Source organism: Streptomyces sp. NPDC002787, from assembly GCF_053592095.1.
Genome location: NZ_JBSFVC010000016.1, coordinates 39,285 through 52,015, shown reverse-complemented (window position 1 = coordinate 52,015; position 12,731 = coordinate 39,285). Strand labels below are relative to the sequence as shown.

Here is a 12,731-nt window from a genome sequence, read left to right as displayed (position 1 = left end):
GAAGCCCCACCTCACGGGAAATACACGGTTCCCGCACAGTTCCCCCCTACGCCCTCTGTCGGAGCGGCCGGGGCGCGAGCATCATGGCGTGCATCACGGGCCCAGAACGCGGCAGCGAAGGGGCGAGCGATGGGGACCGAGACCGTACAGGCGCCGGCACGACCCGTACGGGCGAAGGCGCCGGGGCGGCTGGTCGTCGACTGGCTGACCACGACGGACCACAAGAAGATCGGCCACCTCTACCTGGTCACGTCGTTCCTGTTCTTTCTGGCCGCCGGTCTGATGGCGCTGGTGATGCGCGCCGAACTGGCCCGGCCGGGCACGCAGATCGTGGACAACGAGCAGTTCAACCAGCTGTTCACACTGCACGGCACGATCATGCTGCTGCTCTTCGCGACACCGACGTTCGCCGGGTTCGCCAACGAGATCATGCCGCTGCAGATCGGCGCTCCCGACGTCGCCTTCCCCCGGCTCAACATGCTGTCGTACTGGCTGTTCCTGTTCGGCGGACTGATCGTGACGGGTTCGCTGCTGGTGCCGTCGGGGCCCGCCGACTTCGGGTGGTTCGCCTACGCGCCGCTGAACAGCCTGGAACGGTCACCGGGGATCGGCGCCGACATGTGGATCATGGGGCTGGCACTGTCCGGCTTCGGGACGATCCTCGGCGCGGTGAACTTCCTGACCACGATCATCGCGATGCGCGCGCCCGGCATGACGATGTTCCGGATGCCGATCTTCACCTGGAACACGCTGTTCACATCGATCCTCATCCTGATGGCGTTCCCGGTGCTGGCGGCCGCGCTGCTCTGTCTGGAGGCGGACCGGCGCTTCGGCGCGCAGATCTTCGACGCGGACAACGGCGGCGCGCTGCTGTGGCAGCACCTGTTCTGGTTCTTCGGGCACCCGGAGGTCTACATCATCGCCCTCCCCTTCTTCGGGATCATCACGGAGATCATCCCGGTCTTCAGCCGCAAGCCGATCTTCGGCTATCTGACGCTGATCGGGGCGACGATGGCGATCACCGGGCTGTCGGTCGTGGTCTGGGCGCACCACATGTTCGCCACGGGCGCGGTGCTGCTGCCGTTCTTCTCGTTCATGAGCTTCCTGATCGCCGTGCCGACAGGGGTGAAGTTCTTCAACTGGACGGGGACGATGCTGAAGGGCTCGCTGTCGTTCGAGACGCCGATGCTGTGGGCGACCGGCTTCCTGGTGTCGTTCCTGTTCGGCGGGCTGACGGGCGTGATCCTGGCCTCGCCGCCGATGGACTTCCACGTCACGGACACGTACTTCGTGGTCGCGCACTTCCACTACGTCGTCTTCGGCACGGTCGTCTTCGCCACCTTCGCGGGGTTCTTCTTCTGGTGGCCGAAGTTCACCGGGAAGATGCTCGACGAACGGCTCGGCAAGATCCAGTTCTGGACGCTCTTCGTCGGCTTCCACACCACGTTCCTGGTGCAGCACTGGCTGGGCGCCGAGGGCATGCCGCGGCGGTACGCGGACTATCTGGACGCCGACGGCTTCACAGCGCTCAACACGGTCTCGACGATCGGCGCGTTCCTGCTGGGCCTGTCCACGCTGCCCTTCCTCTACAACGTCTGGAAGACCTCCCGGTACGGCGTGAAGGTCGACGTCGACGACCCGTGGGGCTACGGCCGGTCGCTGGAGTGGGCGACCTCGTGTCCGCCGCCGCGCCACAACTTCGTGACGCTGCCCCGGGTGCGCTCGGAGTCCCCGGCGTTCGACCTGCACCATCCGAAGTTCGCGGCGATCACGCCGCCCCAGACCAGGAAGGGGCAGGAAGGAACTCCGCACCCCCGGTTCGGTCAAGAGCGGCCGACGGGCGGTCCCGAAGAGTCCTGATCGTTTCGAGACCGGAGGAGGCCGAGGACAGGAAGTGCCCTCGACCACCGACCGCCGACTGCCGACCGCCGACCGCCGACCGCCGACCGCCGACCGCCGACCGCTCAGCTCAGGTCGGCTCCGCTCACGGCGTCGACCGTCACGGACAGGTCGTTGTCGGCCGTGTAGTACGGCTCGGCCTCCACCGGTCCGTGCTCGGTCTCGGCGCGCGTCCTGGGATAGACGAAGACCGGGTGCTTCTCGACGATGTCGTCGAGCAGCCGCGCGATCCGCACCCGCGGGCCGGTCTCCCCCTGGGGACGCAGCCACAGGTCCCAGCTGCCGGGCCGCAGGTCGCCGTAGGCCACGGTGAAGCGGAGGCCGCCCCGGTCGTCGTCGTGGGTGAGGTCGGCCCGTACGGCGGGCGCCACCCCGTTCTGGTCGGTGAGTTCGGCGTACGCGTCGGACGTGGTCCCGGCGCCGTACGTCTGGACGGTCACCTCCAGCTCGCCGTCGCCGATGTGGAGTTCGCCCGCCTCGGCGTGCGGGGAGCGCTCCCAGCTGCGGAGGGTGAGGTTGCCGTGCTTGGTGCCGTACGGGATGCGGACGGCGATCCGGTCGGCGGTGGCGCTGGGGGCGCGGTCGACGAGGGAGCGCAGGTCGTTGACGCCGGGGGACAGTCGGCGCGGTTCGCCGTCGGCCACCTGGAGGTAGGCGTCCCAGCGGCCCTCGGGGAGGTCCACGCTGCTGGGCAGCGCGGCCCGCAGACGGCCGTCGCCGGCCGGGGTGAGGGGCAGGCGCACCTGCTGGTCGCTGTCGCGGAGGAAGAGGACCAGGTGGGCGGGGCCGGACTCGCCACGGTCGGCGACCTCGAAGGTCAGGCCGCCCGCGAAGTCGGCGACGCAGTCGGTGCGCGGCGGCGTGATCGTGTCCTCCTGGTCGTCGCGGCGGGCGGGCTGCTGTGGAGCCAGCGTCATCACGCGGTGCGCCCCTTCTGGAGAACGGAACGTCCGGCATCCCGGACGGCGTACGCGCCGCCGAGCAGTGCGCCACGGGTGCGGTGCAGGGAGCCGCGCATCCTGCCCACCGACGAGGCGCCGCCGCGGGCGATGAGGTCGCCGAAGAGCGTCTCGTAGCGTTCGGCGATGCGGGACGGGTCGAAGCGCTCGGAGTCCTTGAGCGCGGCGTGGGCCATCCGCTGCCGCTTGTCGTCGTCGTTGATGAGTTCGAGGAGACCGTCGGCGATGGCCTTGACGCTGCCGACCTTGACCAGGCGGCCGTCGACGCCGTCGTCGATGATCTCGCGGGGGCCGTGCGGGCAGTTCGTGGAGACCACCGGCAGGCCGCAGCGCATGGCCTCGACGATCGTCATGCCGAACGACTCCAGGCTGGAGGTGACGGCGGCGATGGAGCCCTTGGCCCACTCGGGCTCGATGGGGTTGGCCGGGCCCATCAGGTAGACATGGTTGTAGAGGCCCAACTTGTCGACGAGGGCGCGGAGTTTGTCCTTCTGCTTGCCTCCGCCGTAGATCCGCAGGCGCCAGTCGGGCCGCTCCTCGCGCACCTTGTCGAAGGCCTTGATGAGCAGGTCGTAGCGCTTGACGGGGGCGAGACGCCCGGCGGCGACGACCCACTTGCCGGTGCCGTCGGCGGGGTCGATCCCCGGCGCGGGCACCGGGTTGGGCACGGCCTGGAGGCGGACGCCCGGCAGCCGCATCTTCGAGCCGTACGCGCGCGCGTCCGCCTCGGTGGTGGTGGTGAGCGCGTCGAGCCGCGGGTAGACGCCGCGCAGGGTGGCGCGCAGGGCCGGGGAGTGGCTGTCGAGCGTGAGGTGCTCCTGGCCCACGCGGACCGGGCCGCGGCGGGTCTGCCGGGCCATGTGCACGTTCAGCCCGGGCCGGGTACCGACCAGGACGTCGGCGTCGACCGAGGCGAGGTGCTCGGCGATACGCCGGTCGGTCATGACGCTGTACTGCCCGTAGCGGCCCTCGGCGCGCGGGAAGACCTTGGCGGGGCGCTCCAGGTCGGCGTGCCCCTTGTCGGCGCCGTCCGGACGGATGTCGACGAGGCCACGCAGCCGGACCCTCGGGTCCACGTCGAAGACGGGCTCGTCGCGGTGGCGGAAGACGGAGACGATCTCCACGTCGTGCTGTTCGGCCAGGGTGTTCGCCAGGTTGTACGTCGTCCGGATCGTCCCCCCGATTCCGTACGCGTTATGTATGAGGAAAGAAATGTGCATGTGTCCCCCGAACCCCCTGTTTTCCCTGGTCATCCATCAATCGCGGCCCTGGTCCACCGCCACACGGTTAGACACGGCATCCCGGGGAATGGTTGGACATCATCATCAACTTGTTCTCCAACAGTTGCCTGATCGATAGCCGGAAGAGGGAACCTGTTCGCTTCCAGACGCATCAGGGCCGGTAAGGCAGCTGTGGTACGTCGAAGCAGTTGGTGTTCATGTCCCCCTGGCTCACCCACCCCTTCTCGTCCTGCCAGCGGGCCACCGACACGCAGGACCTGCGTGTTCTCGGGGGCTCGGCGAGCCGTTCGAAGCGGACGGGGAGGAGCAGTCCGTCGGCGCTGTAGGGCTCGTCGCGGTTCATGAACCGGTCGACGCACGCGCGCGTGACGCCTTCCTGGCTCCCGGCACACGCCCTCGCCGCGTCCGTGAACCACATCGCGGCCGCCCAGCCCTCCAACTGCCACTGTGAGCGCGTCTTCAGACCCTTCGTCGCGTCCCGGAACTCCCGTACGGCGTCGTCGCCGTCGTCCTCGTAGTTGCGGCTGGACCCGGTGGCCCACAGGGCGTTGCGGCAGTGCGGGGCGTCCGCGTAGTCCTCGGCCACCGTGGAGGTCCAGTTCTGCACATTGGTGACCTTGGCGGTCACCTTGGCGCCCACCTCGTCCATCGCCTGGCAGAGCCGGGCGTTGCCGTGGCCGTCGATGGCGTCGAAGACCAGGTCGGCGCCCTGCTCCTTGATGTCGGCGGCTGCCGCGCGGAAGTTGGGCAGCGCGAAGTCGACCTGCTCGGTGACCACTTCGTACCCCTCGGCCTTCAGTCCCTGGACGACCAGCCGCGCGTACGCGGCCGACGCGGACTGGTTGTACGAGACCACCGCGGCGGTACGGGCGCCGTGCTCGCGCTTGAAGTAGCGGTAGACCTCGGTGCCGCCGTACTGCCGCCCGTCCCAGCCGGTGGTGCCGTTCCGGGGCGCGAGGCTGCCGTAGACGCTGTACAGGTGCGGATACGTGTCGTATGCCGGGCCGATGGGCTGGCCGCCGATGTCGGGCACACGCGCGCGTGCGACGCGGGAGGCGCCCGCGTAGTCGAGGGCGGTGGTGGCGACGAGGGCCACCACACCGTCCTCCTCGACGAGCCTGTGCACGCACTCGTTGTTGCCGACGCCGCTGCCCCCGTCGTCGCACTCGCGCACCTCGACCCGACGGCCGTCGATGCCGCCGCGCGCGTTGAGGGCGGCGAAGTACGCCTTGGCCCCGTCGCGCGGGCCGGTGAACGCGGCGCCGCCGACCGGGCTGGTGACGCTGGTGACGATGCCGACCCGCAGCGGTTCACGGCTCCGCGGTGCGGACGTGGTGCCCCCGCGCTCGAAGTCGCTCTCCGGCAGCCGGCTGCCGCAGGCCGTGGACAGCAGGAGCAGCAGGCCTACGGCGGCGGTCTCAGCAGCCCGGGCCCGGCGTCGCATTGCCGCTCAGCGCGACCAGTCCGCACAGCGTCCTGACGGACACCTTCCAGGTGCCGTCCTGCTCGACGGCCGTGCCCGCCGCGTCCGGCAGGGCCGTGGCGCCCTCCAGGAGCAGGGTGTACGTCACGTCGGCGCCGGTCGCCGAGGTGAACTCGACCTTCCGGACCTCGGCCTCCACCTGCCCGCCGCGCTCGTCACCGCTGAACGCCGCCAGGACCGGACCCATCTCGTCGCCGTTCTCCAGAACGGCCTGTTTCTCCTCGGTGGAGGTGGCCGGGTCGAAGAACTTCTTCCAGTTCTCCTTGATCTCCTTCTCGGCGGCGGCGGTGTCCGCCGGCGCGCTCGCGCTCGCGCTTGGCTCGGTCGGCTCGCTGGTCGTCCGCTCCACGGAGGGGGTGGGCGGTGGGGCGTCGCCGCCGCCTCCGCCGTCGTCGCCGCACGCCGCGAGGGCCGGGGCGAGGAGGAGGACCAGGGCGGCGGCCAGTGCCGTGCCCCGTCCCGCCGACCGTGGGCCGCGGCCCCGCCGTCCGTTCGCCCGCCTGAGGTCGCTCCCGAGAACCATCTGGCTCACCACCGGGTGTCGGTCCGGGCAGTAGGTGCCCGGTTCTTTCAGGGTCAGGTTGCAGAAGGCATAGTGCAAGCCATCGGCTGGGATGGACAGACACACGACGTGTGGGAGCCCCGATGCGGACAGCCCGACTGCGGACCGTGCACCCCGTCCTCTGGGCCGGCTGGGCCGCGCTCGCCGGCGGGGCGGTGCTGTGCGTCGTCGGCTGGTACGGCGTCTCCGGCGAGCGCTTCGCCGAACGGCAGCTCCCCTACCTGGCCTCCTGCACGGTCCCCGGCGCCGCGCTGATCATCGCGGGCGCGGTCCTCCTCACCCACGGCCGGAGCGCCCTGGCCGCCACACGGGTCGAGGAGTTGTACGGCCTCCTGGTCGCCGCCGAGCCCACCGACACCGACGGATCGGGGCAGGCGGCGCTCACGCCCCTCGCCACCAGCGGCACACTGCTCATGGTGCCCGGCGGCACCCTCTGGCACCGGGCGGACTGCCCCCTGGTGGCCGGCAAGCCCGAGGCGGTGCCGGTGGACTCCCGGGTGGCGGCGAGCGGCGAACTGCGGCCGTGCCCGATCTGTGAGGCCCCCTCCGAGAGCGACTCCGCCGAGCCCGCGGAGGGCTGATGGCGTCGCTGACGTACGACCTCACGCTGGCCGGGCTGTCGGTCGGCGGCGCGGCGGCCCTCACCGGCATCGGTCTGATCGTGACGTACCGGGCCACCGGCGTGCTCAACTTCGCGCACGGGGCCATCGCGATGGTGTGCGCGTATCTGCTGCGCCAGTTCACGGTGGAGTGGGACTGGCCCCTGTGGCTCGGCGCCCTCGTGACCCTGCTTCTGGTCGCCCCCGCCATCGGCCTGGTCCTGGAACGCTTCGTCTTCCGTCCGCTCGCCGTGCTCGGCGGCGACCCGGCGCAGACCCTGGTGGCCTCCCTCGGCGTCTTCGTCCTCCTCGTCGGCGGGGCCGCGCTGCTGTGGGGCCAGGGCGCCCGGGCCGACGCGCCCACGCTGGTGTCGGCGGACCCGTGGGGCCAGTTGGCGGTGGCCGTCGCCGTCGCGGCGGCCGTGGGTGCGGTGCTGCGTTCGCCCCGGGGACGCACCCGGCCCCCCGGGCTATGGACGCGCTTCGGCCGGGAACTGCGTGCCGTCGTGGACGACCGGTCCCTCGCCGTGCTCGGCGGCATCGACGCGGACCGGGTCGCCGCCGCGGGCTGGGCGTTCGGCTCCTTCACGGCGGGCCTGACGGGCGTGCTGCTGGCCCCGTACGTACGCCTCGACCCGTACGGCATGCCGCTGCTGGTGATGGAGGTCGTCGCCGTGGCGGTCGCCGCCCGGATGCGCAGCCTCCCGGTGGCCGTGCTGGTCGCGCTGGGCATCGGGATCGCCCAGAGCCAGCTGACCCGGCTCCACCCCTCGGGCTGGGCGGAACCGCTGCTCCAGGCCGTCGGCGCCAACCTCTTCGTCGTGGCCCTCCTGATCGCGGCCCTCGTGCTGCCCGGCGTGGGCACCCGCGACGCGCTGCCCCCTACGGCGACGGCCCGCGCGCAGCCACCGGCCGCCGCATGGATCGTGGCGGCCCTGCTGTTCCTGATCCCGCTGGGCTTCGCGGGCCGGGACCTGCACACGGCCGTGCAGGTACCGGCCCTCGGCGTGGTCCTGCTCTCCCTGGTGGTGGTGACGGGCCGGGGCGGCCAGATCTCCCTCGGCCAGGCGGCGTACGCGGGCCTGGGGGCGCTCTTCACGGCACTGCTGTCGGCCGGCCGCTTCCCCTTCCTCCCAACCCTCCCCGAACTGACCGCCCTCCTGGTGGCCGTACTCCTGGTGGCTCCCCTCGGGCTGCTGACCGGCTGGCCCGCCATCAGCCGCCACGGCCTCGCCCTGGCCCTCGCCACGTTCGCGGTGGGTGTCGGCGTGAGCCGCTTCGTCTTCGCCCAGCCGTACGCGACCTCGGGCCTCACGCTCACCCGTCCCCGGGGCTTCGAGGGCGACCGCGCGTACTACGTCCTGGAGCTGGGCCTCCTGTCCTTCGCCCTGCTGGCCACCCACGCCCTGCGCCGGGGCCGCGCGGGCCGGGCCCTGGCCGCCCTGCGGGACCACGAGTCGGGCGCCTCTGCGGCGGGCGTACGCGTGCCGTCCTTGAAGCTGGCGGCGTTCGTGGCGGGGGCCGCCCTGGCCGCCCTCGGCGGCGGCATGCTCGCCATGGGCGTCCGCGCCTTCGACCCCTCCGCCTACGACCCCGTCCGCGGCCTCCTCTGGTTCGCCGCGATCGTCGTCCTGGGCGCCGACAGCACGCTCGGCGCCCTAGCGGCGGCCGCCCTGCTGGTGGGGCTCGACGCAGGCACGAGGGGAGGCGTCGCGGCAGCGGTGATCGGCGTCCTCGCGGTCCTGGTGGGCCGCTTCCCCGGCGGCCCGTACGAGGCGGTGCGCGCGGGGGTCGTACGGCTGCGATCCGGGGCGGGGCGGCGGAGCGAGCTGACGCCGACGGGGGTACGGGCCAGGGAGCGGGTGCGGGGGCGGGCGGGCACACCGGCTCGGGTGGACCGGCGGAGGCCTACCGCTCCGGGCGGGGCCACGGCGGTGTCCGCCCGCGGCGGGGAGCAGCCCCCCACTCCGGAGCAACCACCCCCTCGGCACGCCGGCCTCCACCCCCGACGCGAACCCGAGGTCGCCCCGAACCGCCGCCCCCTTCAGCCGTCCAGGCCCACCCCTCCCCACAGCGCCGCGCTCTCCGGTCCTCCTCCCGGCCCCCGCCTCCAAGCCCGCGGCCTTCACCTCCGCTACGGCGAGTTCACCGCCCTCGACGGCGTGGATCTCGATGTCCTCCCGGGACGGGTCAGTGCCGTCGTGGGGCCCAACGGGGCCGGAAAGAGCACCCTCTTCCACTGTCTCGCCGGAACGCTGCGGCCCGGCGCCGGACATGTGCGCCTCGGCGGGCGGGACGTCACGCGGTTGCCGGCGCATGCCCGTACGCGGCTCGGTGTCGCACGGACGTTCCAACAGCTGGCTGTTTTCCCGTCGTTGACCGTGGCCGAGAATGTCAGGGTGGGCGCCGAGCAGGGGCGGGTCGGCGACCCCGCGGCCGTGGAGCGGGCGCTGCGGCTGTTCGGGCTGGACGGGCCGGTGCGGGCGTCGCCCGCCGCCGGGCTGCCGACCGGGACACTGCGGCGGGTCGAGGTGGCGCGGGCGCTCGCCGGGAGTCCGCACGTACTGCTGCTCGACGAGCCCGCCGCCGGGCTCGACACGGCCGAGGTGGCCGCCCTCACCCGCGTGCTGCGCGCCCTCGCCGACGACGGCATGGCCCTGCTCGTCGTGGAGCACGACCTCGACCTCGTCGCGGACCTCGCGGACGTCGTGCACGTCATGGCGGCGGGCCGGATCGTCACCTCCGGCCCCACCGGCCACGTCCTGCGTTCACCGGGCGCACCCGACCCGCTCGACCCGGCGGCCGGACGATGACCCTCATCTCCCTCCGGCACGCCCGCGTCCGCTACGGCCCCCTGGAAGCCCTGCACGGCCTGACCCTCGCCGCCCCGGGCCCCGGCCTGACCGTCCTGCTCGGCCGCAACGGCTCCGGCCGTACGACCGCGCTGCGGGCCCTCGCCGGCACGGTCCCGCTCTCCGGCGGCGCCGTGGTGTGGGACGGGGCCGACGTCACGCGGACGCCGGCCCACGAGCGCGCCCGGCGGGGCCTCGTCCTCGTCCCGGAGCGACGGGCCGTCTTCGGCTCGCTCACCGTGCGCGAGAACATAGAACTCGCCGCGCCGGACGTCTCGTACGCCCTGCGCGCCTACCCTCACCTCGAACCGCTGCTCCCCCGCCGCGCCGGCACCCTCTCCGGCGGCGAGCAGCGCATGCTCGCCCTCGCCCGTGCCCTGCTGTCCCGCGCGCGTGTCGTCCTCGTCGACGAGCCCACCCAGGGCATGTCACCGGCGGTCGCGGCCCGCACGTACGAACTGCTGAGCGGCCTCGACGCCTGTGTCATCGTCGCCGAACAGCGCCTGCCACCGGCACTGCGCGAGGCGCCGACCGCTCTCGTGTACGAACTCCGGCGCGGGACACTGGCATTCGGCGGCGAGGCGGGGGAAGTGCCGTGAGGGCCGGTGGAGCGGTCAGAGGTCGAGGCGCTGTCCGGGCACGATCAGGTTGGGGTCGCCGCCGATGACGGCCTTGTTGGCGGCGTAGACCTGCCGCCAGGTGGTCTGGTGCCGGGCGGCGATGCCGCTCAGCGAGTCGCCCTGCCGGACCGTGTAGTCACCGCGGGACGAGCCGCGGTCGGGGTGGCCGGTGGAGCGCGCCGGCGGGTTCGAGGAAGCCGTCCCGGCCGTCTTCCCGGAACCGGTCGACCTGGTCGGCTGGGTGGACTTCGTCGAGGGCGCGGCGGGCGCGCCGCCGTACGCTCCGGCGCGCTGGGAGCATGTGGGCCACGCTCCCCAGCCCTGGGCTCGCTGGACCTTGGTGGCGATCGCGATCTGCTGGGTCTTGGAGGCCTTGTCGGCGGTGGCCGCGTAGGCGGTGCCGCCGTAGGCACGCCAGGTGGTGGCGGCGAACTGGAGGCCGCCGTAGTAGCCGTTGCCGGTGTTGATGTGCCAGTTGCCGCCGCTCTCGCACTTGGCGATGCGGTCCCACACTCCGCTGTCGGCGGCCGAGGCGGTGCCGGTGACGGTCAGGAGTCCGAGCGGGGCGAGGAGTGCCGCCCCGGCGAGGACCGCCGTCGTACGCGTCTTTCGAGCGCTACCGCGCGTGGTATCGCCACATCCGGACATGAAGATCCCTCTCCACGGACCCGGGATCCCCCAAGGCGGGGCGCTTCCCGCGCACGGACGCGGGTGTCGCGCTCCGCCCCGTCCGCCGAGGTGGTGCTGCGCGCTGTCTGACTCTGCGCGGCCGACGGACGTACCCGAGCGGTGCTCGCTGCACACGGCCGGGAATCTAGGGAGAGTGGCGGGTTGTCAGCAAGGAATCGCTTGTCGTGCGAGGCCAGTTCACCGTTACCCGGAGTAGCAGCCAGTTTCGGCCACCCACTTCATTCCCTGATTTCCGGATATATCGGCCAGCGCCTCCGGCGCTCTGTGACCCACTTCACCAGGTCAACTCCGCCGTGCCCTTGGGAAGTTGGCGCGGAGTAACCGATTCCGCCCGTGGACTCACCCTGCGCGCCTGATGGTTCGATTCCGTTCGTCGTCGAGCGTGACTCCGGCCACAGATCGTCCGTTGTCTTCTTCATGAGCCGGAACCTCCGCGCTCATGGGCCGGGCGCCACCCGGCACCGACACGCACCGCATCCCGAGGAGCCACCCGTGCCGCGCATGCTCGAGGTCAGCGACGAGGTACGCGCCGAGATCGGCGACGAAGAAGCCGACCGGCTGCTCGCCGGCGAGAACGCCCCCGGCGGCTACGACTGCACGTCGTGCCGCACCCCCGGCGACTCCGAGCAGGAGAGCACCAGCACCGTCCTCTTCGTCGGCGACGAGACCGCCGTGCTCGCCTTCGCCCACGCCACCTGCCTGCCCTCCCAGGTCGTCCAGGTCACCGAGGAGCAGCTGCAGGGCGCCGCCCGTTCCATCGTCGGGGACAGCCCGGCCCAGGCCGCGCCGGAGCAGGCCGTGCTCGGTGTCACCAGCGGACTGATCCTGCTCAGCGGCGAGTTGCACCCGGCACTGGTCGTCGAGCCGACCGCCCCCATCGCGCGCCCGGGCACGTCCGGGGCGGGCGACGACTTCCTGCCGCTGCTCATCGAGCAGGGCTTCATGCCGCTCCCCCAGATCGACTCCGTCCCGCCCGTGCTGCACGGCTGGTCCGTCCTGCTCGCCATGGGGCAGCTGCACGCCATCCTGCAGCCGGGTGGCTCCGGTGGTTCGCCGGTCGCGTGGTGGCAGGCACATCAGGCGCTGCAGGTCGCCGACGCGTGGCGGGCGGCGGCGAACAAGCACCAGCAGGTGCTGATGTTCGCGGCGCCGGTGGGGTCGATCGGGCGGCAGCCGCGGGAGGATCTGCTGCGGGACGCGCTCGACAAGGCCGCGGCGAACGGGAAGCTGGTGGCCGCCACCCTGCCGCTGGCCGGTACCTGATCACTTCACCGGGGGTGCCTTTCCGGAGGCTGAATGGTGGAGGTAGCGCATCCCTTGCGCAGTGGGGTCGTTGGCACAGACGTGCACGCATACGACGTTCCTCGCCGCCAGTCCTACCAGTCGATCCCGTCCATGCGGCCGACTCAGGAACCTTCGGGCGGCCCATCGGCCACGCCCATCTACGACTCGCTCTACGCGGAGTGGGTCAAAGCGTATCGGGCCCTGCCGGGAGACCGGCACGGGGAGGAGGAGCTGGGGTTCACGGGCTTCGGGACCATCTCGCACGGCTCGGGCGGACAGCGCGGTACGGGGTCGTACAACTCCGGTTCGTACGGTGCCCGGCACGCGGCGGGGCATCTGGCCACGCAGCGCGAGAGCCAGCCCGGTCACACGGCCACGACGACCGCCATGTGGCAGCCGGTCGGACGCATCCCCACCGGGCACACGGGGATGCACCACATCCCCTCCCCGCTCCCGCCGGGCCCACGCCGAGGTCTTTGAAGCGGGCACATGAAGAGGCGGCCACCCGGATGTCCGGGTGGCCGCCTCTTCATGTCGTACTG

General features: G+C 72.2%; 11 protein-coding genes. 6 read left to right on the top strand and 5 right to left on the bottom strand.

Going from position 1 to position 12,731, the window contains the following annotated elements; all coding sequences use genetic code 11:
- Positions 1-129: 129 nt before the first annotated feature.
- Positions 130-1,860 (top strand): aa3-type cytochrome oxidase subunit I, encoded by a 1,731-nt coding sequence (ctaD, locus tag ACWD26_RS22970; RefSeq protein ID WP_451272863.1) that lies wholly within the window; start codon positions 130-132, stop codon positions 1,858-1,860.
- Positions 1,861-1,964: 104 nt separating this feature from the next.
- Here the strand turns inward: ctaD and ACWD26_RS22965 are convergent, their stop codons facing one another.
- The 4 genes from ACWD26_RS22965 to ACWD26_RS22950 form a co-directional block, all read right to left on the bottom strand.
- Entirely contained in the window at positions 1,965-2,816 is an 852-nt protein-coding gene (locus tag ACWD26_RS22965) for a hypothetical protein (protein ID WP_451272861.1), read from the bottom strand.
- Positions 2,816-4,078 carry a glycosyltransferase family 4 protein gene (locus ACWD26_RS22960; protein ID WP_451272859.1) on the bottom strand — a complete coding sequence of 421 codons (1,263 nt, stop codon included), beginning with the start codon at positions 4,076-4,078 and terminating at the stop codon, positions 2,816-2,818. Before ACWD26_RS22960 ends, ACWD26_RS22965 begins: the two co-directional genes overlap by 1 nt.
- 172 nt (positions 4,079-4,250) lie before the next feature.
- Positions 4,251-5,543, bottom strand: coding sequence for an ABC transporter substrate-binding protein (locus ACWD26_RS22955; protein ID WP_451272857.1), 1,293 nt, complete (start codon positions 5,541-5,543; stop codon positions 4,251-4,253).
- A complete protein-coding gene (locus tag ACWD26_RS22950) occupies positions 5,518-6,105 on the bottom strand; it encodes a hypothetical protein (RefSeq protein WP_451272855.1) in 588 nt (195 codons plus the stop codon). The genes ACWD26_RS22955 and ACWD26_RS22950 overlap by 26 nt, the downstream gene beginning before the upstream one ends.
- A gap of 122 nt (positions 6,106-6,227) precedes the next feature.
- On the opposite strand from ACWD26_RS22950, the gene ACWD26_RS22945 reads away from it, so the two are divergent.
- Genes ACWD26_RS22945 through ACWD26_RS22935 form a run of 3 tightly spaced genes read left to right on the top strand, consistent with a single transcriptional unit; the run spans position 6,228 to position 10,194 of the window.
- On the top strand, positions 6,228-6,725 hold the full coding sequence (locus ACWD26_RS22945; protein WP_451272853.1) for a hypothetical protein: 498 nt from the start codon (positions 6,228-6,230) through the stop codon (positions 6,723-6,725).
- Positions 6,725-9,556, top strand: coding sequence for a branched-chain amino acid ABC transporter permease/ATP-binding protein (locus tag ACWD26_RS22940; RefSeq protein WP_451272851.1), 2,832 nt, complete (start codon positions 6,725-6,727; stop codon positions 9,554-9,556). Before ACWD26_RS22945 ends, ACWD26_RS22940 begins: the two co-directional genes overlap by 1 nt.
- Entirely contained in the window at positions 9,553-10,194 is a 642-nt protein-coding gene (locus tag ACWD26_RS22935) for an ABC transporter ATP-binding protein (RefSeq protein ID WP_451272849.1), read from the top strand. The genes ACWD26_RS22940 and ACWD26_RS22935 overlap by 4 nt, the downstream gene beginning before the upstream one ends.
- Before the next feature lie 15 nt (positions 10,195-10,209).
- Here ACWD26_RS22935 and ACWD26_RS22930 read toward each other — a convergent pair whose 3' ends face one another.
- Complete coding sequence (locus ACWD26_RS22930) at positions 10,210-10,863, bottom strand: transglycosylase family protein (protein WP_451272847.1); 654 nt, start codon at positions 10,861-10,863, stop codon at positions 10,210-10,212.
- Positions 10,864-11,397: 534 nt separating this feature from the next.
- Between ACWD26_RS22930 and ACWD26_RS22925 the strand changes: the two genes are divergently transcribed.
- Both ACWD26_RS22925 and ACWD26_RS22920 read left to right on the top strand, forming a co-directional pair.
- On the top strand, positions 11,398-12,168 hold the full coding sequence (locus ACWD26_RS22925) for a hypothetical protein (RefSeq protein ID WP_451272845.1): 771 nt from the start codon (positions 11,398-11,400) through the stop codon (positions 12,166-12,168).
- A gap of 132 nt (positions 12,169-12,300) precedes the next feature.
- Positions 12,301-12,669, top strand: a complete 369-nt coding sequence (locus tag ACWD26_RS22920) for a hypothetical protein (RefSeq protein ID WP_451272843.1) — start codon at positions 12,301-12,303, stop codon at positions 12,667-12,669.
- The last annotated feature ends 62 nt before the right edge of the window (positions 12,670-12,731 follow it).

Excerpts from the sequence above, each read along its gene's own strand:
- ctaD (WP_451272863.1), top strand. The coding sequence starts at position 130 with ATGGGGACCGAGACCGTACAGGCGCCGGCACGACCCGTACGGGCGAAG.
- ACWD26_RS22965 (WP_451272861.1), bottom strand. The coding sequence starts at position 2,816 with ATGACGCTGGCTCCACAGCAGCCCGCCCGCCGCGACGACCAGGAGGAC.
- ACWD26_RS22960 (WP_451272859.1), bottom strand. The coding sequence starts at position 4,078 with ATGCACATTTCTTTCCTCATACATAACGCGTACGGAATCGGGGGGACG.
- ACWD26_RS22955 (WP_451272857.1), bottom strand. The coding sequence starts at position 5,543 with ATGCGACGCCGGGCCCGGGCTGCTGAGACCGCCGCCGTAGGCCTGCTG.
- ACWD26_RS22950 (WP_451272855.1), bottom strand. The coding sequence starts at position 6,105 with ATGGTTCTCGGGAGCGACCTCAGGCGGGCGAACGGACGGCGGGGCCGC.
- ACWD26_RS22945 (WP_451272853.1), top strand. The coding sequence starts at position 6,228 with ATGCGGACAGCCCGACTGCGGACCGTGCACCCCGTCCTCTGGGCCGGC.
- ACWD26_RS22940 (WP_451272851.1), top strand. The coding sequence starts at position 6,725 with ATGGCGTCGCTGACGTACGACCTCACGCTGGCCGGGCTGTCGGTCGGC.
- ACWD26_RS22935 (WP_451272849.1), top strand. The coding sequence starts at position 9,553 with ATGACCCTCATCTCCCTCCGGCACGCCCGCGTCCGCTACGGCCCCCTG.
- ACWD26_RS22930 (WP_451272847.1), bottom strand. The coding sequence starts at position 10,863 with ATGTCCGGATGTGGCGATACCACGCGCGGTAGCGCTCGAAAGACGCGT.
- ACWD26_RS22920 (WP_451272843.1), top strand. The coding sequence starts at position 12,301 with ATGCGGCCGACTCAGGAACCTTCGGGCGGCCCATCGGCCACGCCCATC.